At 37.9% G+C, this 507-nt stretch carries 1 protein-coding gene and 1 tRNA gene; one reads left to right on the top strand and one right to left on the bottom strand.

Going from position 1 to position 507, the window contains the following annotated elements; all coding sequences use genetic code 11:
- Positions 1 to 36: 36 nt before the first annotated feature.
- Positions 37 to 110, top strand: a tRNA-Pro gene (locus tag C1E99_RS01125).
- A gap of 115 nt (positions 111 to 225) precedes the next feature.
- Here the strand turns inward: C1E99_RS01125 and C1E99_RS01120 are convergent.
- Positions 226 to 507, bottom strand: a 282-nt coding sequence (locus C1E99_RS01120) for a transposase (RefSeq protein WP_161951119.1), incomplete at its 5' end; no start/stop codon positions are given.

Below are 507 nucleotides of genomic sequence, written 5' to 3'. Positions count from 1 at the left end.
ATGAAGACATTAGGGGAGCTTTATTTTTAATAATAGCGGGAAGTAGCTCAGCTTGGTAGAGTACTTGGTTTGGGACCAAGGTGTCGCAGGTTCGAATCCTGTCTTCCCGATTTATATGGGCTCAATATTTTCTGTAGTGGGTAAATGAAAAGCTAACACCTAGAGAGGACGAAATTCGTTCTCTCTTTCTTGGCTCTTTGTCAACTGTAGTGGGTAGATGAAAAGCTAACACCTAGAGAGGACGAAATTCGTTCTCTCTTTCTTTATGTTCAAGGCAATCAAAATCCGTTTTTTAAAGTTTTCAAAGTTCCTGAAACCAAAGGCATTTCTCTTAATGACTTTGATGAGATTATTGGTAGCTTCCAGTTTGGCGTTGGAATAAGGCAATTCTAGTGCATTCAAAACCTTGTCTTTATCCTTTAGAAATGTCTTAAATACCGTCTGGAAAATAGGATTAACAGCGGTTATTTCCTGTTCGATAAGTTCGAAGAAATGATCTGAATTTTT

The sequence above is a fragment of the Streptococcus suis genome, from assembly GCF_002964045.1.
Classification (GTDB): Bacteria; Bacillota; Bacilli; order Lactobacillales; family Streptococcaceae; genus Streptococcus; species Streptococcus suis_U.
The sequence above is the reverse complement of the archived record's forward strand: the minus strand, read 5'-3'. Positions and strand labels throughout refer to the sequence as shown.